The following is a 21,060-nucleotide window of genomic DNA, read 5'->3' on the forward strand; positions in this document are numbered from 1 at the left end:
CCGATCGTCGGCGCGCTGAGCCCAGTGCGGGCCGCCGCCGCCGAAAGCCCGCCGCCTGTCGCAACATGGAAGAAAAGTTGCAGGTCGTCCCAGCTCGCATCTTTCATGGATGAAAACCCCCTTTCTCCAGCGCCTCTACATCGGAAGGGCACGAAGGCTTAGCTCAAGTGCTCCAGGAAATAGATGGAGGATGAAGCAATGGATCTCAATTGGGTTGTTCTCTTCAGGGAAATCGAAATCCGCAATCGGCGGATCCGCCGCGGTCCCTTGACCGATCCGCTTGCCGACCCGCTTGATCGTCCGGAATGGCGCGGATTTCTCTGGGCCGTTCCGATCATCGCACGTCTCGCCGCAAGACGAAGCGGCGAAACAAAGGAGACGCGCCGCGATGATTCACGGATCGGAAAAAGCCTCAGGTTTCGAAGTTCAATCGCAACACGTGGTGCAGGAATTCCGGATTGATCAGCATGTTGAAGCTGATCGTCACCAATTCGCCTTCGCGTTTGACCACGGTCGCGCCGATCTCGTCATGGATGCCGAGGATTTCGAGGAAGAAATGGCTCGGTATTTCCAGGTTCGGGCTGACTTCGAGCAATGCGCCGGCAAGCGTGATCGTGCGGATCAGGCAGCGCACCTGCGTTCCGGTGCTGAGGTGATGGCCGACGAAGATGATGTTGCCGGGCCTGTCGAGATTGAATTCCCTGTAAGCACGTTCCGGCTTGGGGTGTTCTGTGTCGAGGTGCATCTGAAAGGCCCTTTTAGCCTCCGCTTGTTCTACGACAAGATATTAGCGGAAGAATGCTGACACTTGCTGAAGAACATCGGTAAAATTGAATGACTCTGGGAAACCTGCGGGAAAATCGCACCGATTTCGTGCAGATTTGCCCCAAAGTTGCGCATTCCCCAGCGCATCCGCGCCATTCTTGACATGTCGGCGGCGTTCGCGCATACAAAGGCCGGTTCGAGGCACCGGCCGCTCGCGGATGAAAATCCATGGTGAAGCCCTCGCGATCATGGTCACGGCCCCTTGTGCATGCTGACTGGCGGCAATGCGAGCTCCCATCCGCAGTCGAAGAGCATGCCTTTCGAAGGCTCACGCCATGACGACGACCTATCCTGCCATTGACGAATTGAAGGCTCAGGCCAAGCGCCTGCGCCAGGCGATGAATGATCGCGGCACCCCGCTCACCCACAGTGCGGCCCTGGAAATGATTGCCCGCCAGCATGGCGCGCGCGATTGGAACACCCTCGCAGCCCTCGCGGCAAAACCCAATGCCGCTCCGAAGACGCCGCTCTTCGTCGGCGCGCATATTCGCGGCCGTTATCTCAATCAGCCGTTCACCGGCGAAGTTCTGGCGCTTTCGGCCCTGCCGGGCGGCGATCTGCACAGGATCACCATCCATTTCGACGAGCCGGTAGATATCGTCACCTTCGAGAGCTTTTCGGCCTTTCGCCAGCGTGTGAACGCGCAGATCGATGCCGACGGCGTCTCGCCGAGGAAGACCTCGAACGGCGTGCCGCATCTGGTGCTGGATCTTTAGATTACTCCTCTTTCCTTTAGGCCGTCCGGATCCCATGATTTCAAATGGATCGGACCTCGCCCGCTATCGCACGGATTTCTCCATGACCGATCTTTCCCAAGGCAATGCCTTTCTCAGCGGCTGGCTGCCGGGCGTCTTCATCAAAACGGCGGCACCGATTGTCGCGATCACCACCGTCAACGGCCTGTTCACCGTCGTCGACGCCTATTTCCTCGGCGCCTATGTCGGCCCGGACGCGCTCTCTGCCGTCAGCCTGATTTTCCCCGGGCTGATGCTGCTGGTCGCCCTGCAATCGCTGGTCTCGAACGGCATGGCGAGTATCCTCGCCCGCCGGCTGGGTGCCGGCAATCGCGATGGGGCATCTCGGGTGTTTGCCGGCGCGCATGCGCTGGCGCTCGCCGTCACCCTCATCCTCAATCTGGTCTACTGGAGCGTGGGCCGACAGATCATCGGTACCGGTGCTGCCGGCAATGCCACTGTTGCCCATGGCGCGATGCTGTTCATGGGCGCGATGATCGCTTTTGCGCCGATCAGCTTCTTCCTGTCGCTGCATCTCGACGCATTGCGCTGCGAAGGCAAGATCGGCTTCATGACGCTGGTGACGCTGTCGGCCTCGCTGCTCAACATCCTCGCCAATTGGCTGTTCATGGCGGTGATGCATTGGGGCGTGCTCGGTTCGGCGGTCGGCTCCATCGCGTCGCAATTCGTCTGCCTCGCAGCGGTGCTCGCCTATCGCTGGCGCCGGCCGGCGGCACTAAGACCTTTCCCGGGGTTGGCTCTCGCCGAATGGCGCGGCATCGTCGCCTTCGGCGCGCCGATGAGCCTCGGTTTCATCGGCATATCGCTGGCCTCGGCCGCCATTCTAATCAACGTCTCGCTCTGGAGCGCGCATGACTATGTCGCGACGGTGGCCGCCTACGGCATCATCACCCGGATCATGACCTTCACCTATCTGCCGCTGCTCGGACTCAGCATCGCGCTGCAGACGATTGCCGGTAACAATCACGGTGCCGGCCTCGGGCTGCGCGTCGGCCGCAGCCTGCAGATCGCCATGCTCGCAGCACTCGTCTATTGCACCCTGGTGGAGATCACCGTCGAATTGCTGGCTAGCCGCCTCGGTGCGGTCTTCGTCACCGATCCGGCGATCATCGCCGAGGTCAGGCGAATTCTGCCCTGGACGATCGGCGCCTATTTTCTCTTCGGGCAGATGCTGATCCTGTCATCCTATTTCCAGTCGATCGGCGATGCGCCGGGGGCTGCGATCTTCGGCCTGTCGCGGCCCTATCTGCTCACCCTGCCGCTCACCTTCCTGCTGCCCTTCGTCTTCGGCGAACAGGGAATCTGGATGGTGCCGGTCTTTGCCGAGGCAGGCATGTTCATCCTTGCTTTCCTGGTGCTGTCGCAGAACGCGAAACGCCGCGGCTGGCGTTATGGGCTTCTGCCCGTCTAGAGCAATTCCAGTAAAAGTGCGCAGCGGTTTTGTGTCCGGAATTGCGCAAAGAAGGAAAAGCCGCGCTCCGGAGCGCGGCGTTTGCCGATTGTCGGCTATTCCTTGCCATTCGAAGCGGCCGATGTCGCAGCTTCCGCCTCATTCAACGCCTCGGCGCATTCCTGGCAGCAGACTTCGACAGTCTTGCCGCCGAGTTTGACGGTGATGGTCTCCGCGCCGAGTTCGCAGTCGCAGGCAGCGCATGTGGTCTTCTTCATTTGGTGATCCTCCTGTTGGTCGTCCCCGGATCGGGACAGGCTCATAAGATCATCGAAGACCGCATTGCCGCTGTCGAAATCTTTAGCGATCGACCCCGCATAATGCCTTAAATCGGGATCGATTTAAGGCATTATGCGGGGATTCAAAGTGCTACAGCGTCCTTTGCGCGTCTGAAAAGACGCGCGGCGCTGTAGGCTTTCACCTGCGCCGCAGCTGCGCCGAACGCTGGAATTCGGCCGGAGTCTGCCCGAAGGATTGCTTGAAGGAACCGCTGAAATGGCTGTGGCTGGAAAAGCCGAGATCGAGACCGAGCGCGGTCAGATCCTCATACTGGCCGAGCAGATCGAGGGCGCGTGCAAGCCGCAGCCGCAATTGGTAGCGGTAAAGTGGCGTTGCCTCGACCTGCTGGAAGACCTGGGTGAGGTATACCGGCGAGACGCCCACTTCTGAGGCGATTTCTGAAAGTGTCCAGCGCCGCGCGAGATCGGAGGAAAGCACCAGCTTTGCCCGGTCGACGAGTTTCTGCCGGCCGGCGCTGGCGCCTGCCGCATGTGATGTGCGCTCGCCGAGCGAGCGGCGCACGAGCGTCAGCGCCAATATTTCCGCTTCCAGCGTTTCGGCGACGTTGCGGCTGAGACCATGACGCAGGAGCGCAACCAGCGCCTGCGCGCGCGGATCGATCCGCCGGCGCTGGCGGCGGAAGGAAAAGGGCGGGCCGGGCTGCGCCTGCTCCTTCGGCGTAAGCTCTTCGAGCATGGATTCGTCGATCGCCAGATCGATGCAGGCGTCGCCACCCTCGATAGGGTGGCTGATTCGATATCCCTGGCCGGCATTGAAGAACAAGACCTGATTGGCTTCAGCCACCGTATCATTGCGGCCGACATGCCGCATGAAGACGCCGCGATAGGGATAGACGAGGCTCGTCCTGTGGGCGCATTCCTCGTCGCTCTTATGACGGCACTCGCCATTGCAGACGATGTCACGAATAGTGACCATCTTCGTTTTCAGAAGCGGTGCCGTTGAGAACTGCGACATTGCATATTCCGTATCAGACTGGCCAGAACCGACAGTACTTATAACAGCACTTTAGTAACGGCTGTAGACATGAACATCGCTTTCCGTCTGCCCCCTGGAAAGGCCGATATCCTTCAGCTGTTCGTCGGAAAGCTCCATCAACGCATTCAGGTTGCGTCGTTCGTTTATTTTGCGCGCCAGCCAGCGGGCTGCCGTGATGACGGCAAGAAGCAAGCCGGGTCGGATATGACGCGAAGAGCGAATACTCCGGGCCGGTATCGTGAAATTCGAGCTGGACATGGTGATCCTCCATCCGTGTTTGGATGGAGGCAGTGAACCATCAGCGGCAGTTTCGCGCTGTCAGATTGTTTAGCGATCTGAGGACGCCTTCACGCCTTCAGCAGCCACTCATGCTCGGCGGCATTGTGGAATTTCCAGATCCGCTGCGGGCCGGCCATGACGTTGAGGTAATAGAGATCATAGCCATGGCAGGCAGCGCAGGGGTGGTAGCCCTTCGGCACCAGCGTCACATCGCCGTCCTCGATCGCCATCGCTTCGTCGAGCGAGCGGTCGTCGGTGTAGACGCGCTGGAAGCCGAACCCCTGCGGCGGGTTGAGGCGATGGTAATAGGTCTCTTCCAGGAAGCTTTCGTTCGGCAGGTCGTCCTGGTCGTGCTTGTGCGGCGGATAGGAGGAGGTGTGGCCGCCTGGCGTGATCACCTCGACGACGAGCAGCGAATGCGCCGAGCTGTCGTCTTCCGGCATGATATTGTTGACATAGCGCACGTTCGTGCCCTTGCCGCGCGTCACCTGCGGATGCGTGCCGGGCGGGATTGCCTTTGCCTGATAGGTACCGCCGCCGGGCGCCGAGCAGACGGCGAGTTCCAGATCGGTCTCCGCCGTCACCGACCACGTCGATTCCATCGGGATGTAGAGCGCATGCGGCGCACCATCGAACGGGCTCATGCGACCGCCGAGCGTGCCGAAATCCTTGGTGCCGGCAGATGCCTTGCCCTTGCCGGTTACCCAGACGAGGCAGACTTCGCGATCGCCCGTCTCTCCCGAAACGGTCTCGCCCGGCTTCATCCGATGCAGATCGAAGCCGACATAGGTCCATCCGGCATTTTCCGGAGTGACATGCGTGACACGGCCGCGCGTGCCGGACGGTTTCACCTTGAGATTTGGCATTGGTGTTTTTCCTCGTAAGTTGGCGGGTGCGGCTCCCTCATCCGGCTGCCGCCACCTTTCTCCCCGAGGGGAGAAGCGACATGCCGCGCCCTTTCCGTTCCTCTTCTCCCCACCGGGGAGAAGCTGCCCGGAGGGCGGATGAGAGGGCTTCTTGCTCCAGCGGTCCGGAAAGGCGAGCCCCTTGTGGGAGGACGCCCGGACAACCAGGCTTTACGACCCCTTGGGGAAGCCTTCCGTTTCCACGGTATAGCCAGCAGCCGTCATGACGCGCATCAACTCGGCGTGACCGATCTCGGCCATCTTCTGCGGAGGGGCCTTGCGCGGATCCTGTTCGGCCTCGACGACGAACCAGCCTTCATAGCCGTGATCGGCCAGCCGCTGGACGATGGCACCGAAATCGAGCGAGCCGTCGCCCGGCACGGTGAAGGCGCCAAGTGCCACCGCATCGAGGAAGGACTGCCGGCTGCGGTCCAGCCCATCCACGACAGGCTTGCGGATATCCTTGACGTGAACATGGTTGATACGGGCGTGGTGGTTCTCGATGGCGCGCAACACGTCGCCGCCGGCAAAAGCAAGATGCCCGGCATCAAGCAGCAGCGGAATACCTTCGCCCGAGTAACGCATGAAGGCGTCGAGTTCCGGCTCGGTTTCGACCACGGCGGCCATGTGATGGTGATAGGAAAGCGGCATGCCCTGCTCGGCGCACCATTCCCCGAATTCCGTGACACGACGCGCATAGGCCTTCATCTCGTCATCGGAGAGGCGCGGCTTGGTCGCGAGCGGCTTGGAACGGTCGCCCTGGATCGAGCGGCCGACTTCGCCATAAACGATGCAAGGCGCATTGACCGCCTTGAACAGCGAGATCATCGGCGCGATGCGGTCCTTGTTGGCGGAAAGCTCCTCATTGACCAGCGTGCCGGAGAACCAGCCGCCGCATAGCGTCACGTCGGCGGCGCGCAGGATCGGGAGCATCTCTTCCGGATTGCTAGGGAAACGGCGGCCTTGCTCCATCCCGGTAAAGCCGGCACTGCGCGATTGCCGCAGGCATTCCTCGAGGGACACATCGTCGCTGAGTTCAGGAAGATCGTCGTTCCACCACGCGATGGGCGACATGCCAAGTTTGGCCTTCATCAACATTCTCCTTAAAAGCATTGCGGAAGAGCGGCTCCGCTCTTCCGAAAAATGACGGCGATAATTAGCCGATGCGCTGGGCGGCGCGTGCTTCGACGTAGCCCTTGCGCGCTTCGTTGACCTGTTCGCGCGAGCTGACCTCAGGCACCACGACATCCCACCAGTGGCCGCCGGCCTCCGTGGTAACAAGCGGATCGGTGTCGATGACGAAGACCGAGGTCCGGTCGTTCTTCTTCGAGTCGGCGATCGCCTGCTCCAGCTCGGCGATCGAGGCGACCTTGACGGCGATGGCGCCCATGCTTTCGGCATGCGCCCGGAAATCGATCTCCGGCATCACCTCGTGATAGGAGTCCTTCAGCAGATTGTTAAAGTTGGCGCCGCCGGTTCCCATCTGCAGCCGGTTGATGCAACCATAACCGCGATTGTCGAGCACGACGATATTGAGCTTGAGGCCAAGCATGACCGATGTGGCAAGCTCGGAATTCATCATCATGTAGGAACCGTCGCCGACCATGACGACGACATCCCGTTCAGGATGCGCCATCTTGGCGCCGAGCCCGCCGGCGATCTCGTAACCCATGCAGGAAAAGCCGTATTCCATGTGATAGCTGCCCGGCGCCGTCGCCGGCCAGAGCTTGTGCAATTCGCCGGGAAGGCCGCCTGCAGCGCAAAGCACCGTCGTATTCTCGCCGCCGAGCGTGCGAGCCACCGCGCCGATCACTTGGGCATCGGAGGGCAGGGCGGCATTGGTCGTCGCCATCGCCTTGGCAGCGGCCTCCATCCAGACCTTCTTCTTCGCAGTCGCCTTCTCGGCGAGTGCGGCCGGCGCCTTCCAGCCCGAAAGCCCTGCCGAAAGCGCCTTCAACCCTTCGCGGGCGTCAGTCACCAGCGGATGGCTGTCGTGCTTCACTGCGTCATAGACGGCGATGTTGAGGCCGATCATCTTCAGGCTGTCGTTCTTGAACAGCGCCCAGGAGCCGGTGGTGAAATCCTGGCAGCGTGTGCCGACGGCAATGACAAGATCCGTCTCTTCGGCGATCGCATTGGCCGCCGACGTGCCGGTGACGCCGACCGAGCCGAGCGCCAGCGGATGGGTCTCGTTGATCGCCGACTTGCCGGCCTGGGTGACGACGACGGGAACGCCATGCGCCTCGGCAAAGGCAGCAAGCTCCTTCGTCGCCTGAGAGTAAAGCACGCCGCCGCCGGCAACGATCACCGGCTTCTGCGACGCCTTGATCAGTGCGATGGCATTCGCCAGCTCGTCCGCATCCGGCTGCGGCCGGCGGGTCGTCCAGACTTTTTCATCGAACAGGCTTTCCGGATAATCGTAGGCTTCTGCCTGGACGTCCTGGCAGAGCGACAATGTCACCGGGCCGCAATCCAGGGGGTCGGTCAGGACCTGCATGGCGCGCTTCAGCGCCGTGATGATCTGCTCGGGTCGGGTGATGCGGTCGAAATAGCGCGAAACCGAACGGAAGGCATCATTGGCTGAAACCGTGCCGTCGCCGAAATCTTCGATCTGCTGCAGCACCGGATCCGGCGCGCGGTTGGCGAAGACATCGCCCGGCAGGAAGAGAACGGGAATACGATTGACATGCGCCACGCCGGCGGCCGTCACCATGTTCAGCGCGCCGGGGCCGATCGAACTCGTGCAGGCCATGAAGCGCGTGCGGAAATTCGCCTTGGCATAGGCGATCGCGGCATGCGCCATGCCCTGTTCATTGTGGGCGCGATAGGTCGTCAATTCGCCGCGCACCTGATAGAGCGCCTCGCCGATGCCGGCGACGTTGCCGTGACCGAAGATCGCCCAGACGCCACCGAAGATCGGCACTTTCTTGCCGTCGACGATCGTCATCTGTACTTTCAGGAAATGCGCGACGGCCTGCGCCATCGTCAACCGTATCGTCTTGCCCATCGGGTCCTCCCGGACTTTTGACTCTCTATCTGTTTTCCCCTTCCCAACTCCTCTCCACAAGGGGAGGGGCTAACCTGCCGGGCTCTCTACATTCTCGCCGCAACGTCTTGTCCAAAAGGACGCTCGCGGGGTGAGGTAGTGCCCCAAGTTAAGTCCCTCCCACCTTATGGGGAGGGGTTGGGGAGGGGTCTCAATTCGGTTCCTACTGATGTCCGCGGGTCTTCAGCCACGCCTCCGTCAGTTGCCGGAAGCGACCGGCCATGTCGGCGATCGCTTCCTCGTCGTTCATTTCGCCCGAAAGCCAGGCGCGTGCCGGATCGGCAAAGATCGTTCGGCCGACGGCGAAACCCTTTACGGAGGGAGCCGCCAGCGTCGCCTCGAAGCAGGAGATCAGCTCGTCGGCGGGCGCCTCGAGCCCCAAGAGCACGATACCGCGGCACCATGGATCACTTTTGGCGATCACCGCCTCGATCTTTTTCCAGGCTTCACGGGATGCCTGCGGCTCGAGCTTCCACCAGTCCGGCCTGATGCCGAGCGCATAGAGCTCCTCCAGCGCGATCGCAATGGTATCGTCGGTGAGCGGCCCGTTCTTACCGGCGATGATCTCCACCAGCAGCTCGCGCCCGACTTTGCGGGCAGCCTCGAACAGCGTGCGCAGCTTCTCCTGCTGCTCCGTCTTCAATTCAGCCGGATCATCGGGATGATAGAAGCACAGGCACTTGATGCAATGAGCGAGTGGCCATTCCACCAGCTGCGAGCCGATATCCTGGCTGAATTCGAAGCGCAGTGGCTTCGAGCCAGGCAATTCCACCGGCCGGCCGATCCAGGAGAAATTCTTCGTCGCCGCATCGAAGAAGGCGTCGCGGCCGAAACGTTCGTCGATCAGCATGCCGTAGCCGTCGCGGCCGTTCGAAACCCGCGCCGCTGCCGCGACTGCCAGCCGCTTGAAGGCGACGATCTTCTCGTGGCCGACGCCGAGTTCATCGGCGACGCTGACGAGCTGCGAACGATGGTCGATCGCCAGTGCCATCAAAAGCGGGATTTCGCCGCGCCGGGTTGATGCCCAATGAATATGGTTCATCTCCTCGTCCTTGCGCAGCGCCCGATGTTTGCTGCCGGTCGTCAGGAAGAAGTCGAGTTCCGCCCAGGTCGGATATTCCGGCGAGCAGAGCAGTCGGGAGACCGCGAAGGCGCCGCAGGCATTGGCCCAGGTGGCGCAGGTCTTCAGAGGCTCGTCGCGCAGGAAGCCGCGCAGGAAGCCGGACATGAAGGCGTCGCCGGCGCCGAGTACGTTGAAGACTTCGATCGGGAAACCCTGGCCGATGATGCCGGCTTCAAGATCGTCGGCGATCGGCCCGTCATAGACGATGCAGCCCATGGCGCCGCGCTTGAGCACGATCGTCGCCGGCGAAAGGCGGCGGATCTCCTTCAGCGCGCCGAGCACATCGTCGGCGCCGGACGCGATCAGGATTTCCTCTTCGGTGCCGACGATGAGATCGCAATCCGGCAGCGTCTCCTTCATCTTCGAGGAGACCCGGTCGGATTTCACGTAGCGCTCGAAGCCTTCCGCATGGCCGGCAAGGCCCCAGAGATTCGGCCGGTAATCGATGTCGAAGATCACCTTGCGGCCGTTCGCCTTGGCGATGCGGATCGCTTTGCGCTGGGCGGCCTCGGTATTCGGCCGCGAGAAATGCGTGCCGGAAACGAGAACGGCGCGCGACGATCTGATGAAATCTTCGTCGATATCGCCTTCATCGAGCGCCATGTCGGCACAGTCCGACCGATAGAAGATCATCGGCGACACGCCCTCGGCCTCGACCGCAAGCAGCACCAGCGCCGTCAGCCGCTCCTTGTCGGTGACGATGCCGTCTGTCGCCACACCTTCGCGCGCCGACTGCTCGCGGATGAAGCGTCCCATTTGTTCGTCGCCGACGCGGGTGATGAGGCCGGATTTGAGGCCGAGCCGTGCCGTGCCGATGGCGATATTGGCCGGGCAGCCGCCAACGGACTTGGCGAAGGAGCCGATATCCTCCAGCCGCGAACCGATTTGCTGGCCGTAAAGATCGACCGAGGAACGGCCGATGGTGATCACATCAAGCGCCGGCTCCGGCTGTGAACCCGGATTCGATTGTACCATGATGTCCTCCCGCTAGATTTTGCGCGGCTTCCAGTGCCTGCGAATTTTCAATAATGAAACATTGGTTCCGATATTTTGTCAATTCGGAATGTTTATTCCATTTTGCCTTTTACAGGTTTCGACTGTTGATGCTTGCGCCGGCGCTCGGCAATTGCAACCGGCAGTGCCATGGTGAGCGCCATCGAGGCCGAAAGCGAGCGGAAGCCGGCGAAATCGGCTTCCGCCACCTCGAACCAGTGCGTGGCGCAGGCGGCAAGCGGCGAGAAGGCCGAATCGGTGATCGCGATGACGGGGACGCCGCGGTCGGCAAGCTCCTGGCTCTGGTTGAGGCTGTCGGCCGCGTAGGGCGAAAAGCTCGCCGCGATCGCCGCATCCTTCGGTGTTGCGAACTGCACCATCTCAGGGTCAACGCCGTTCGGCGAGGCGACGATCTGGTGGCGGATGTTGAGCTTGGAAAAAGCGTAGGTCATGTGCGCCGTCAGCGGATAGGAGCGCCGTTTGGCGATCAGATAGATCGTCTCGGCGTTAGCAAGGATATTCACGGCTTTGGTGAAAGTATCGCTCTGCACCGTCGCCGCCAGCCGATTGACCGACTGGTTTGCCGCGGCGATGAAGCCGGAGAGCAGATTGGCGTCCTCATCGTCGCCGCTCGATTGCTCCAGCGTAACGAGGCGCTCTTCGTAGCTTAGCGTCCGGTCGCGCAATCTTTCGCGAAAGATGCTCTGCAGGTCGGAAAACCCTCCATAACCCAGATGATGCGCCAGGCGCACCAGCGTCGAGGGCTGGACGTCGGAGGCGGCCGCGATGCTCGCCGTCGTGCCAAAGGCGATCTCGTCGGGATTGCCGAGGGCGAAGGCGGCGACCTGCGCCAGCCGCTTCGGCATGTTCGCCTTGCGCTCGATGATGGTACTGCGCAGGCTTTCGAAATCGCGCGGTACGCGCGCGTGCCTCTGGGGATCGTTATCCATGCTTGCAGCTCGGGAGATGAAACAAATATTCCATATTATTGAACATAAACGATTTCAAACGGCACGGCTAATTGTTTTTAATCCCCTGTAATTGAAGGCTTTTGAACAGTTCCATTCGGGAATGGCGCAGAAATGCTTGTGAATAGGTCCCTTGTCAAAATGATCCAAATATTCCAAAAATCCGCGCGCAGCTCTGGAGGAGACGGAAATGAAGCCACTCGGCATCGGTTTGATCGGCACCGGTTATATGGGCAAGTGCCATGCGCTGGCGTGGAACGCGGTAAAGACGGTGTTCGGCGATGTCGAGCGTCCGCGTCTTGTGCATCTGGCCGAAGCCAATGCCGGGCTCGCTGAGACTCGTGCCGGTGAATTCGGTTTCGAGAAGGCGACGGCCGACTGGCGGGCGCTGATCGCCGACCCCGAGGTCGACGTCGTCTCCGTCACCACGCCCAATCAGTTCCACGCCGAGATGGCGATTGCTGCCCTTGAGGCCGGCAAGCATGTCTGGTGCGAAAAGCCGATGGCGCCGGCCTATGCCGATGCCGAGCGCATGCTGGAAACGGCGAAGCGATCCGGCAAGGTTGCCGCTCTTGGCTATAATTACATTCAGAATCCCGTCATGCGGCATATCAGGACGCTGATTGGCGAGGGCGCCATCGGCACGGTCAATCATATCCGCGTCGAGATGGACGAGGATTTCATGGCCGATCCCGATGTCTTCTTTTATTGGAAGAGCGAGCTTTCCGCCGGCTACGGCGCGCTCGACGATTTCGCCGTGCACCCGCTGTCGCTGCTCTGGTATCTCTTCGGCCATGTGGAGGCCGTCATAACGGATATGGTAAAACCCTATGCCGACCGCCCGCTGAACGAGGGTGGTCGCCGTGCCGTCGAAAACCACGATGGCGCCAACGTGCTGATGCGGCTTGGCGGCGGCATCTCAGCCGTGTTGATGGCGAATCGCGCCGCCTGGGGTCGTAAGGGCCGCATCGCCCTGCAGATTTTCGGCTCGAAGGGCTCGATCGTCTACGATCAGGAGCGCATGAACGAATTCGAACTCTATCAGGCCGAGGGTCGCGGCTCCGAACAGGGTTTCCGCAAGATACTGGCGGCACCCGCTCATCGGCCTTATGATCGGTTCATTCCAGCGCCCGGCCATGGCCTCGGCTTCAACGATCTGAAGATCATCGAATGCCGCGAGCTGATCCGGGCAATTTCAGGCGGACCGTCGTCGATCGTGACATTCGAAGACGGTCTCAGGATAGAGAAGTCGGTACATGCCATGGCACAGTCCTTCCACGAGCGCCGCTGGATCGAGATCGCCTGAATGTAAGAGGCCGCTTTCCGTTGACGGCGCACGGGCTACTGCATAATCCCTGAAATCGAAATCGATTTCAGGGATTATGCAGAAACTCAAAATGCGAGAGCGTCGTTCGCGCGTCTGAAAGACGCGCGGCGGTGTAGGGGATAGGCCTTGGCGTGGTTGTCGGGCGCAGCTTCAGGAGTGAGATCGTGACGGATAGACTGGTGATCATTGGCGCGGGACAGGCCGGTTTCGCATTGGCGGCCAAGCTGCGTGCGTTGAAGGATACGCGCCCGATCACCCTCATCGGCGCGGAAGACGTCGCGCCCTATCAGCGTCCGCCGCTTTCAAAGAAATACCTGCTCGGCGAAATGGCCTTCGACCGCCTGCTGTTCCGCGCCGAGCATTGGTATGCGGACAATGACGTCGACCTTCGCCTTTCGACCTGGGCCGAGCAGATCAAGCCGGACAGCAAGCAGGTTCTGCTGCAGGACGGCTCCGTTCTTGATTACGGCACGCTGGCGCTGGCCACCGGCTCGACGCCGCGCCGGCTGCCGGCCGCAATCGGCGGCGATCTCGAAGGCGTCTATGTTGCCCGCGACAAGCGCGATGCAGACCTGCTTGCTGACGAGATGCGCCCCGGTCGCCGCGTCCTCATCATCGGCGGCGGTTATATCGGTCTCGAGGCGGCAGCCGTTGCCCGCCATCGCGGCCTGGAAGTCACCGTCATCGAGATGGCCGATCGCATCCTGCAGCGCGTCGCGGCGAAGGAGACCGCCGACATCATGCGCAGGATTCACGAGACCCATGACGTGGCGATCCGCGAGAAGACAGGGCTCAAGCATCTGGTCGGCAAGGATGGCCGTGTCGTTGGTGCCGCGCTTTCAGACGGATCGGTGATCGACATCGATTTCGCCGTCGTCGGCATCGGCGTCGCGCCGAACGACCAGCTCGCCAAGGAATCCGGCCTCGAAGTCGCCAACGGCATTGTGGTCGACGAATTCGCCCGCACCTCCGATCCGGCGATCTTTGCGGCCGGTGATTGCGCCGCACTTCCCTGGGAGGGCGGCCGCATCAGGCTCGAATCGGTGCAGAACGCCGTCGACCAGGCCGAAGCAGCGGCGGCCGTCATCGCTGGCGGCAGCGAGCCTTATGCGCCGAAGCCGTGGTTCTGGTCCGACCAGTATGACGTCAAGCTGCAGATTGCCGGCTTCAATCTCGGCTATGACGAGACGCTGCTGCGCCCCGGCACCCGCGAAGGTGCCCATTCGGTCTGGTACTTCAGGGAAGGCCGGCTGATCGCCGTCGATGCGATCAACGACGCGAAAGCCTATGTGACCGGCAAAAAGCTGCTGGAATCCGGGACCAACCCCGATAAAACGATTCTCGCCGACCCTTCTGCTGACCTCAAGAGCCTGCTCGGCTGAGCTCGGCTTCTTCATCACGAGAACGAAGCGCGATCAAATTCCGCGGAACGCGGCAGGAAATGTGGACTGTTTGCATAACCGGCCGAAATGCCAGCCGCTGCATTTCTTCTGGTGAAAACTCAAAAAACCCTTGCATTCACAGAGCGGTCGCCATAGTTAGGCCGCACCGGAGAGGTGGCCGAGTGGTCGAAGGCGCTCCCCTGCTAAGGGAGTATACGTCAAAAGCGTATCGTGGGTTCGAATCCCATCTTCTCCGCCATTCCGATTTCCTGAGTGTGCGTCGATCGTTAGTTTCCGGCAGGGAATCACGTTCGCTTAGTCGGCTAGGCCGGCGACGAAAAATCTCTCTGCCTTGAGCGAGAGAATCGCCTGCGGGAATCACCTCCCGCGCTCAAGCCACCGGCAGGTGGCGAAAGTGGATCGGTGCACGTCCGGTTACGCTTTCGGCAATCCTGAATCCCCGCAAGAGCCGCATTTTGCCAAAAAAGTGTCACGAATGTGTCGCAGGGCGCATGTCCAATTCTTTATTGGCTGGACCTAAGCCTCCGCAAAATCAGGGTTTTCTTAACAAAGCATAAAGGAAATCGAGGTCGGTTGCCCGACTTGTGTCCTTTCAGCAACAGAATGTCGGGAAGGCTCCCTCAAATCCCCCATCCGAGTAAGTTGGTGATTGCGTGACGGCTTCCGTCTTGTATTTTCAACCTCGGAAGCAAGGGCGACTGATCGTCCACTTCTTGAAACACGGGGATGGGGCAGGGAACGCTGCTCAGCGAAAGATCCCAAACCCGATCGAAACTTTGAATTGGAGGTCATTTATGAACATCAAGAGCCTTCTTCTCGGCTCCGCTGCTGCTCTCGCAGTAGTTTCCGGTGCTCAGGCTGCTGACGCTATCGTTGCTGCCGAACCGGAACCGGTTGAATATGTTCGCGTCTGCGACGCTTACGGCACCGGCTACTTCTACATCCCGGGCACTGAAACCTGCCTCAAGATCAACGGTTACATCCGTTTCCAGGTTAACGTTGGCGAAGACGTCGGCGGCGATTCGGATTGGGATGCTGTCACCCGCGGTCAGGTTCAGTTCACGGCCAAGAGCGATACCGAATATGGTCCGCTGACCGGCGTCATCGTCATGCAGTTCAATGCTGACAACGCCACGGTTCAGGCGTCCAAGCTCGACTCCGCTTACCTCGACATCGCCGGCTTCCGCGCCGGTCTGTTCTACAGCTGGTGGGACGATGGTCTCTCTGGCGAAACCGACGACATCGGCTCGGTCGTAACGCTCCACAACTCGATCCGCTATCAGTATGAAACCAGCGATTTCTACGCTGGTATCAGCGTCGATGAACTGGAAGACGGCGTTTATCAGGGTGACGTGGATCCCGTCACCGGCCTCCTTGTTCCGAACGATGGTCCGAACAATGTCGGCGTTGCCGTTGGTATCGGTGGCAAGGCTGGTGCCTTCAGCTACCAGGTCACTGCCGGCTGGGACGTCGACAACGAAGACGGCGCTGTCCGTGCAATGGGTACGGTTGACATCGGTCCCGGTACGCTCGGCCTCGCTGCTGTGTACTCTTCCGGCCCGAACTCCTACTACTCGACGGCTGAATGGGCAGTTGCTGCCGAATACGCCATCAAGGCAACCGACAAGCTGAAAATCACCCCGGGTGTTCAGTACTACGCCAACTACATCGGCGGTGCCAGCGCGTTTGAAACCGTTCCTACCGATTACGACGGTGCCGGTGATGCATGGAAGGTCGGTCTGACCGTTGATTACCAGATCGTCGACAACTTCTACGCCAAGGCTTCGGTTCAGTACCTCGATCCGGAAGATGCTGACGACTCCACGACGGGCTACTTCCGTCTGCAGCGTTCGTTCTAATCTGATCTGACTTCGGTCAATCAGGAAAGCCCGGCTCTCGAGCCGGGCTTTTTGTATTTGGGCGAGACTGGCACGTTGTGCCAGCTGACCAGTGTCGATGAGGTTATCGGCAGGTGGCGAGAAAAGTGCGAATTGCTGTGGGGATGTTATCGAGATACAGGAGCGGGGCATGGCCTTGCCCTTCGGCAGTATGTCGGATCAAGCCCGAATGCCGCCGCGCCATTTCGCCGGCGCTTTCCTGTGAAAGCAGCGACGTATTTTCGCCGCGGATCAGCATGAGTGGCAGCCGACTCAGGCTTTCGAATTGCCCCCAGAGATCAGGCAGCGGCTGGCTGAAATCGATCGATTTCAGTGCCTCCGCGATCGCTGGGTCGAAATCGGCGATCGGCCTTCCGCTGATATCGCGATAAAGGGCAAGCGCCATCTCGCGCCAGTCTTCCTCTGCAAGCGCGGTAAACGACGCGCCATGATTTTCCTTCAATAGATCGACTGCCTCGTTCCAGTCCGCTGGCTTCCTGCCGCTGTTGAGGTAATCGCGGATCCGTGCCAGCCCCTCAGCCTCGAGCACAGGTCCGATATCGTTGAGGATGACGGCTTCGAGAAGATCCGGCTGCGTCGCCGCGATCAGATGCAGGATCAGCCCGCCGCGCGACGTGCCGATGAAAATCGCCCGCTCAATGCCAAGCGCTGCGCAGGCGGCAATGACGTCGCCGGCCTCGACGGCGAGATTGTAGTTCGCCTTGTTGTCGTCCCATGCCGAGTTTCCCCGCCCGCGCGAATCGAGCGCGATCACCCTGCGCGGTGCTGTCATATCCCGGGAGAGAAGCAGCGCAAGCGGATGAAAATCCCGTGTATTGCGGGTCAGGCCGGGCAGGCAGATCACCGGCAGCCATCCGGCAGTTGCTGCCTGGTCGGGTGGGTAGTCGCGGGCATAAAGCCTCAGCCCATCAGAAGAAGTGAAAAATCGCTCCTGGAAACCACCTGCATCCGTATCCGGCATCACATCCCTCGAGACCTGTTTGACCCCGAAGATGTAACTTGCTTTTCAAGCCGCGCCAAACGGCTTCAAGAGGCGCTGCGTCCGCCGATCAGGTCACGCTCGATATCGGTGGGCTGGCCGAGGCGAGCCTTGTAAACTTCGTAATTCTCCATCACCCGCTGCACATAGTTGCGCGTTTCGGGGAAGGGGATGCGCTCGATCCAGTCGACGATCTCGTCGATCGGCCTGCCGCGCGGATCGCCGTAGCGGCCGATCCATTCCGGCACCCGCTTCGGCCCGGCATTATAGGCAATGAAGGTGAGGATATAGGAACCGCCGAAGGCGTCGATCTGCTCGCCGAGATAATGCGCACCGAGTGTCGCGTTATAGCCGGCATCGGCCGTCAGCTTGTCCTTGGAAAAGGCGATGTTATTGCGCTTGGCTACCGCCTGGGCCGTGCCCGGCAGAAGCTGCAGCAGGCCGCGCGCATTCGCCGCCGAAACGGCGGCCGGGTTGAAGGCGCTTTCCTGCCGGGCGATGGCATAGGCGAGTGCCTTGCCGGAGCCAGATATATTGGCGTTCGCCGGGATCACGCCGATCGGAAAGGCAAGCGCTGCGACATCGATGCCGCGCCCATAGGCGATCTTGCCGATTTGCAGCGACAGATGATGATCGCCGGATTGCTCGGCCTGTGCCGCAAGGACAGCCAGTTCACCGGGGCTTTGCAGTTGATCGGCGAGCGCGAGATAGAGAATGGCGGCCCGCCATCCATGGCCGGCGGCCTCCAGTCGGGCGATCGCCTGCACGGCTTCGCGTGCCTGGAAGCGTTGCCGGTCAGCCGTGCTCGGTGCAGGATAGGTGACATTAAGCGTCTTTCGCCCCAGCCTTTCCGCCGCGAGCTGGCCATAGAAGGTGCCGGGAAAATTCGCGGCCTTCGCATAGAATTCGCTGGATTTGCCGGGGCCTCCGGCCTCCGCGGCGCGTCCCAGCCAATACCAGGCGCGTGAGACCGAGATCGGCCCGTTTGAGGTATCGAGGATCTTGCGGAAGTGTTTTTCCGCCGTTGTCGGGTCCTGCAGGCCGCGAAGCGCGTACCATCCGGCGTGGAATTCAGCCTCGACGATATCCGTCGGGCTCGTTGCGGCGTAGTTTGCGACGATGCGATAGGCCGGCTTGAATTGTCCCTGGTCGACGAGACCACGGCTGACGATACGTTGCTCGTTCCACCATTCGCCGGAATTGACGAGTTCGCTACGCTCGGGCGGCATCTGCTCGAGAAGTGCTGCCGCCTCGGCATATTTGTCCTGTTTGCGCAGATATTCGATCCGCGCAAACAACAGGCCGGCATCGGCTCGCCACTTCGCATCGACGGCGTTGAGCAAGGCGCCGGCATTGCCGGCTTTGGCGTCAACGGCAGCCCAGGCCTTGTAGAGCGACTGGGCTTGGCCCATGTCGCCGAAGCGCTTGGCCTGCGCCACCCGGCCGCGATACATCAGATAGTCCATCCGCGCCTTATGGTCGGCGGGCGTCAACAGCGCGGAAAACTCGACGAGGATCTTGTCCTCGGTCGCCTTGTCGAGAGCCTCTCCTCGCCAGAGTTTGCGGATATGTTTTGCCGCCTGCGCCTGCTTGCCTGATGCAACCAGCGCCCGGCCGAGGATGACGGCGCCCTGCATCGTCTCAGGCGCGGTATCGCCGAAGGCGGCAAGTATGGCGGAAGGGGCGGGATTTTCGTCATAGAGCGCGCGCTCGGAATAGGCGCGCAGCCGCGAAAGACCCGGCCAGCCCTTGAGCTCCTGCGCGGCGCTGGCGATTTCATAGGAGGGAACGCCCTTCAATCCGGAAACGGCAATCGCCCAGGTGAGGATATGCCGGTCGAGCGTAGCGTCGCGCATGCTGTCACGGATCGAAAGCGCCAGTTGCGGGTCCTTGTCGGAAAGCGCATCCAGGCCGGCTTTCAGGTCGCCGCTGACAGGCGCGATAGCCGGGTTGCGCGGAATGGCGCCCGTTGTCATCGATTCCGGTATGGCTGTCTCGGGAATGAAGCCGAGCGGCTTGACATCAGGCATAGGAGTGCTCTCGCCGGGAAGCGGCGACGCAACACTGCCCCACGCGGCGGCAACAAAGCCGAAGGCGGACAGAATCAGGACAGCTTTCTTCATCCGGGATCTCGCAACGAAAACACGCCCTGCCATTAGGCTAGAGGCATCTTAACGAAACCTTACCGTACCAGGTAAAATTCATTCACATCTGCTATCGGAATTTGCCCTAAACCGAACTCTACGCGCTTGTCGCGATGATTTCGGCGCTCTATGGTGCGCAACTCTTATTCATGGAATGCGGCCGAAGCAAGGATTTGGTCGTGAGGAGCTTTGCATGTTCAATGGGTCCATTCCCGCCCTCGTCACCCCCTTCACCGATGCCGGACTGATCGACGAAGATAGCTTCGCCGCGCATGTCGACTGGCAGATCAAGGAAGGCAGCGCCGGTCTCGTCCCGGTCGGCACGACGGGCGAATCCCCGACGCTGTCGCATGCCGAACACAAACGGGTGGTGGAACTCTGCATCGAAGTTGCCGCAAAGCGCGTTCCCGTCATGGCCGGCGCCGGCTCGAACAATACGCGGGAGGCGATCGAGCTCGCCCAGCATGCCGAAAAGGTCGGTGCGAACGCCGTATTGGTCGTCACTCCCTATTACAACAAGCCGACGCAGAAGGGGTTGATCGCGCATTTTTCAGCCATCGCCGAGGCCGTCGATCTGCCGATCTATATCTATAATATCCCCGGCCGCTCGGTGGTCGACATGACGCCGGAAACGATGGGTGCGCTCGCCAAGGCGCACAAGAATATTGTCGGCGTCAAGGATGCAACGGGCAAGATCGAGCGCGTCTCCGAACAGCGCATCACCTGCGGCACGGATTTCAGGCAGCTGTCCGGAGAGGATGCGACGGCGCTCGGCTTCAACGCCCATGGCGGTGTCGGCTGTATTTCGGTAACCGCCAATGTCGCCCCGCGCCTCTGTGCCGACTTCCAGGCGGCGACACTGGCAGGCGACTATGCCCGCGCGCTGGAATTTCAGGATCGGCTGATGCCGCTGCACAAGGCGATCTTCCTTGAGCCGGGTCTTTGCGGTGCCAAATACGGGCTCTCCAAGCTTGGTCGGATGAGCCGCAACGTCCGCTCGCCGCTGCTTTCGACGCTGGAGCCGGCAACGGAATCAGCGATCGACGCCGCCATGCGCCATGCAGGCCTTTTGAACTGACGGGACCGGCCTTCTTCACAAGACGGGGTCTCTCCCTTACATAAAGGGCAAGAAATGAGGGCGCGGCTTTTCGCGCCCTAAAAAGAAATTGGAATGTCGTCATGGCCCCCAAAGGCAGCCAGCGCGTGGTGAACAAGGTCGTGGCCGAAAACCGCAAGGCCCGCTTCAACTACGAGATCATCGATACCTACGAGGCCGGCCTCGTGCTGATGGGCACGGAGGTCAAGGCGCTGCGCGAAGGCAAGGCCAATATCGCCGAATCCTACGCCTCGGATGAGGGCGGCGAGATCTGGCTGATCAATTCCTACTTGCCGGAATATCTGCAAGCCAACCGCTTCAATCACGAACCGCGCCGACGCCGCAAGCTGCTGCTGTCGGGCCGTGAAATCCATCGCCTGCGCTCGGCCATCAACCGCGAAGGCATGACGCTGATCCCGTTGAAGATCTATTTCAACGATCGCGGTCGGGCGAAGATGGAGCTGGCGCTGGCCAAGGGCAAGAAATTGCACGACAAGCGCGAGTCGGAGAAGGAACGCGATTGGAATCGGCAGAAGAGCCGCCTGCTGAAGGATAGAGGCTGACCACGACGCCGTGGCTGACGATCACCGGTCC

General features: G+C 60.9%; 19 protein-coding genes, 1 tRNA gene and 1 pseudogene. 9 read left to right on the forward strand and 12 right to left on the reverse strand.

The window, feature by feature from the left end; all coding sequences use genetic code 11:
• A pseudogene (locus MOV76_RS22540) lies at window positions 1-107 on the reverse strand (LysR family transcriptional regulator); the annotation flags it as partial.
• A gap of 91 nt (window positions 108-198) precedes the next feature.
• Here MOV76_RS22540 and MOV76_RS22545 point away from each other — a divergent pair.
• A complete protein-coding gene (locus tag MOV76_RS22545) occupies window positions 199-462 on the forward strand; it encodes a hypothetical protein (RefSeq protein ID WP_026230823.1) in 264 nt (87 codons plus the stop codon).
• On the opposite strand, the gene MOV76_RS22550 is transcribed toward MOV76_RS22545, so the two are convergent.
• Entirely contained in the window at window positions 413-745 is a 333-nt protein-coding gene (locus MOV76_RS22550; protein ID WP_018241377.1) for a hypothetical protein, read from the reverse strand. The genes MOV76_RS22545 and MOV76_RS22550 overlap by 50 nt on opposite strands.
• Window positions 746-1,100: 355 nt before the next feature.
• Here MOV76_RS22550 and MOV76_RS22555 point away from each other — a divergent pair, with 355 nt between their 5' ends.
• The gene (locus MOV76_RS22555; protein ID WP_247265324.1) at window positions 1,101-1,541 is read left to right on the forward strand and encodes a glyoxalase superfamily protein; all 441 of its coding nucleotides are present in this window, start codon (window positions 1,101-1,103) and stop codon (window positions 1,539-1,541) included.
• A gap of 82 nt (window positions 1,542-1,623) precedes the next feature.
• Window positions 1,624-2,991, forward strand: coding sequence for an MATE family efflux transporter (locus MOV76_RS22560; protein ID WP_247265325.1), 1,368 nt, complete (start codon window positions 1,624-1,626; stop codon window positions 2,989-2,991).
• 95 nt (window positions 2,992-3,086) lie between these two features.
• On the opposite strand, the gene MOV76_RS22565 is transcribed toward MOV76_RS22560, so the two are convergent.
• The 8 genes from MOV76_RS22565 to MOV76_RS22600 form a co-directional block, all read right to left on the reverse strand.
• Window positions 3,087-3,248, reverse strand: coding sequence for a hypothetical protein (locus MOV76_RS22565; protein WP_018447363.1), 162 nt, complete (start codon window positions 3,246-3,248; stop codon window positions 3,087-3,089).
• A gap of 199 nt (window positions 3,249-3,447) precedes the next feature.
• Entirely contained in the window at window positions 3,448-4,284 is an 837-nt protein-coding gene (locus MOV76_RS22570; RefSeq protein WP_247265326.1) for a helix-turn-helix transcriptional regulator, read from the reverse strand.
• Window positions 4,285-4,335: 51 nt separating this feature from the next.
• Window positions 4,336-4,563 carry a DUF1127 domain-containing protein gene (locus MOV76_RS22575; protein WP_247265327.1) on the reverse strand — a complete coding sequence of 76 codons (228 nt, stop codon included), beginning with the start codon at window positions 4,561-4,563 and terminating at the stop codon, window positions 4,336-4,338.
• 89 nt (window positions 4,564-4,652) lie between these two features.
• Window positions 4,653-5,450, reverse strand: coding sequence for a 5-deoxy-glucuronate isomerase (gene iolB, locus MOV76_RS22580; protein WP_018241383.1), 798 nt, complete (start codon window positions 5,448-5,450; stop codon window positions 4,653-4,655).
• Between the two features lie 210 nt (window positions 5,451-5,660).
• Window positions 5,661-6,581 carry a myo-inosose-2 dehydratase gene (gene iolE / locus MOV76_RS22585; protein ID WP_018241384.1) on the reverse strand — a complete coding sequence of 307 codons (921 nt, stop codon included), beginning with the start codon at window positions 6,579-6,581 and terminating at the stop codon, window positions 5,661-5,663.
• Between the two features lie 64 nt (window positions 6,582-6,645).
• Window positions 6,646-8,496: a 3D-(3,5/4)-trihydroxycyclohexane-1,2-dione acylhydrolase (decyclizing) gene (iolD, locus tag MOV76_RS22590; RefSeq protein WP_247265328.1), complete on the reverse strand. Its 1,851-nt coding sequence runs from the start codon at window positions 8,494-8,496 to the stop codon at window positions 6,646-6,648.
• A gap of 202 nt (window positions 8,497-8,698) precedes the next feature.
• Window positions 8,699-10,633, reverse strand: coding sequence for a bifunctional 5-dehydro-2-deoxygluconokinase/5-dehydro-2-deoxyphosphogluconate aldolase (iolC, locus tag MOV76_RS22595; RefSeq protein WP_247265329.1), 1,935 nt, complete (start codon window positions 10,631-10,633; stop codon window positions 8,699-8,701).
• A gap of 92 nt (window positions 10,634-10,725) precedes the next feature.
• Complete coding sequence (locus MOV76_RS22600) at window positions 10,726-11,601, reverse strand: MurR/RpiR family transcriptional regulator (RefSeq protein ID WP_027685308.1); 876 nt, start codon at window positions 11,599-11,601, stop codon at window positions 10,726-10,728.
• A 208-nt stretch (window positions 11,602-11,809) separates the two neighbouring features.
• Here MOV76_RS22600 and MOV76_RS22605 point away from each other — a divergent pair, with 208 nt between their 5' ends.
• From MOV76_RS22605 to MOV76_RS22620, 4 genes are all read left to right on the forward strand, one after another.
• A complete protein-coding gene (locus MOV76_RS22605) occupies window positions 11,810-12,925 on the forward strand; it encodes a Gfo/Idh/MocA family protein (RefSeq protein WP_247265330.1) in 1,116 nt (371 codons plus the stop codon).
• A 185-nt stretch (window positions 12,926-13,110) separates the two neighbouring features.
• Complete coding sequence (locus MOV76_RS22610; RefSeq protein WP_247265331.1) at window positions 13,111-14,328, forward strand: FAD-dependent oxidoreductase; 1,218 nt, start codon at window positions 13,111-13,113, stop codon at window positions 14,326-14,328.
• Between the two features lie 168 nt (window positions 14,329-14,496).
• Window positions 14,497-14,587: transfer RNA gene (locus MOV76_RS22615), tRNA-Ser, on the forward strand.
• 556 nt (window positions 14,588-15,143) lie between these two features.
• Entirely contained in the window at window positions 15,144-16,208 is a 1,065-nt protein-coding gene (locus MOV76_RS22620; RefSeq protein WP_115157013.1) for a porin, read from the forward strand.
• 103 nt (window positions 16,209-16,311) lie between these two features.
• Here the strand turns inward: MOV76_RS22620 and MOV76_RS22625 are convergent, their stop codons facing one another.
• Together MOV76_RS22625 and MOV76_RS22630 are read right to left on the reverse strand one after the other, a co-directional pair.
• Window positions 16,312-17,208, reverse strand: coding sequence for an alpha/beta fold hydrolase (locus tag MOV76_RS22625; protein WP_018447373.1), 897 nt, complete (start codon window positions 17,206-17,208; stop codon window positions 16,312-16,314).
• A gap of 65 nt (window positions 17,209-17,273) precedes the next feature.
• On the reverse strand, window positions 17,274-19,349 hold the full coding sequence (locus tag MOV76_RS22630; RefSeq protein WP_018447374.1) for a lytic transglycosylase domain-containing protein: 2,076 nt from the start codon (window positions 19,347-19,349) through the stop codon (window positions 17,274-17,276).
• A gap of 214 nt (window positions 19,350-19,563) precedes the next feature.
• On the opposite strand from MOV76_RS22630, the gene dapA reads away from it, so the two are divergent.
• Both dapA and smpB read left to right on the forward strand, forming a co-directional pair.
• Entirely contained in the window at window positions 19,564-20,448 is an 885-nt protein-coding gene (gene dapA, locus MOV76_RS22635) for a 4-hydroxy-tetrahydrodipicolinate synthase (protein ID WP_018241393.1), read from the forward strand.
• Between the two features lie 101 nt (window positions 20,449-20,549).
• A complete protein-coding gene (gene smpB / locus MOV76_RS22640; RefSeq protein WP_018241394.1) occupies window positions 20,550-21,029 on the forward strand; it encodes an SsrA-binding protein SmpB in 480 nt (159 codons plus the stop codon).
• Window positions 21,030-21,060: the final 31 nt, after the last annotated feature.

The sequence above is a fragment of the Rhizobium sp. PRIMUS64 genome, from assembly GCF_023006465.1.
Lineage (GTDB): Bacteria > Pseudomonadota > Alphaproteobacteria > Rhizobiales > Rhizobiaceae > Rhizobium > Rhizobium leguminosarum.

Coding starts and splice junctions, on each gene's coding strand:
- MOV76_RS22545 (WP_026230823.1), top strand. CDS start 199: ATGGATCTCAATTGGGTTGTTCTCTTCAGGGAAATCGAAATCCGCAAT.
- MOV76_RS22550 (WP_018241377.1), bottom strand. CDS start 745: ATGCACCTCGACACAGAACACCCCAAGCCGGAACGTGCTTACAGGGAA.
- MOV76_RS22555 (WP_247265324.1), top strand. CDS start 1,101: ATGACGACGACCTATCCTGCCATTGACGAATTGAAGGCTCAGGCCAAG.
- MOV76_RS22560 (WP_247265325.1), top strand. CDS start 1,624: ATGACCGATCTTTCCCAAGGCAATGCCTTTCTCAGCGGCTGGCTGCCG.
- MOV76_RS22565 (WP_018447363.1), bottom strand. CDS start 3,248: ATGAAGAAGACCACATGCGCTGCCTGCGACTGCGAACTCGGCGCGGAG.
- MOV76_RS22570 (WP_247265326.1), bottom strand. CDS start 4,284: ATGTCGCAGTTCTCAACGGCACCGCTTCTGAAAACGAAGATGGTCACT.
- MOV76_RS22575 (WP_247265327.1), bottom strand. CDS start 4,563: ATGTCCAGCTCGAATTTCACGATACCGGCCCGGAGTATTCGCTCTTCG.
- iolB (WP_018241383.1), bottom strand. CDS start 5,450: ATGCCAAATCTCAAGGTGAAACCGTCCGGCACGCGCGGCCGTGTCACG.
- iolE (WP_018241384.1), bottom strand. CDS start 6,581: ATGAAGGCCAAACTTGGCATGTCGCCCATCGCGTGGTGGAACGACGAT.
- iolD (WP_247265328.1), bottom strand. CDS start 8,496: ATGGGCAAGACGATACGGTTGACGATGGCGCAGGCCGTCGCGCATTTC.
- iolC (WP_247265329.1), bottom strand. CDS start 10,633: ATGGTACAATCGAATCCGGGTTCACAGCCGGAGCCGGCGCTTGATGTG.
- MOV76_RS22600 (WP_027685308.1), bottom strand. CDS start 11,601: ATGGATAACGATCCCCAGAGGCACGCGCGCGTACCGCGCGATTTCGAA.
- MOV76_RS22605 (WP_247265330.1), top strand. CDS start 11,810: ATGAAGCCACTCGGCATCGGTTTGATCGGCACCGGTTATATGGGCAAG.
- MOV76_RS22620 (WP_115157013.1), top strand. CDS start 15,144: ATGAACATCAAGAGCCTTCTTCTCGGCTCCGCTGCTGCTCTCGCAGTA.
- MOV76_RS22625 (WP_018447373.1), bottom strand. CDS start 17,208: ATGCCGGATACGGATGCAGGTGGTTTCCAGGAGCGATTTTTCACTTCT.
- MOV76_RS22630 (WP_018447374.1), bottom strand. CDS start 19,349: ATGAAGAAAGCTGTCCTGATTCTGTCCGCCTTCGGCTTTGTTGCCGCC.
- dapA (WP_018241393.1), top strand. CDS start 19,564: ATGTTCAATGGGTCCATTCCCGCCCTCGTCACCCCCTTCACCGATGCC.
- smpB (WP_018241394.1), top strand. CDS start 20,550: ATGGCCCCCAAAGGCAGCCAGCGCGTGGTGAACAAGGTCGTGGCCGAA.